General features: G+C 51.4%; 1 rRNA gene. It reads left to right on the forward strand.

The window, feature by feature from the left end:
• A 16S ribosomal RNA gene (locus I6E24_RS16905) occupies positions 1–276 on the forward strand; the annotation flags it as partial.

The following is a 276-nucleotide window of genomic DNA, read 5'->3' on the forward strand; positions in this document are numbered from 1 at the left end:
TCGAGGGGCAGCGGGATTGAAGCTTGCTTCAATTGCCGGCGACCGGCGCACGGGTGAGTAACGCGTATCCAACCTTCCGTTTACTCGGGGATAGCCTTTCGAAAGAAAGATTAATACCCGATGGTATCTTAACGACTCATGTAATTAAGATTAAAGATTCATCGGTAAACGATGGGGATGCGTTCCATTAGGTAGTAGGCGGGGTAACGGCCCACCTAGCCAACGATGGATAGGGGTTCTGAGAGGAAGGTCCCCCACATTGGAACTGAGACACGG

The organism is Bacteroides caecigallinarum, from assembly GCF_021530995.1.
Taxonomy (GTDB): domain Bacteria; phylum Bacteroidota; class Bacteroidia; order Bacteroidales; family Bacteroidaceae; genus Phocaeicola; species Phocaeicola faecigallinarum.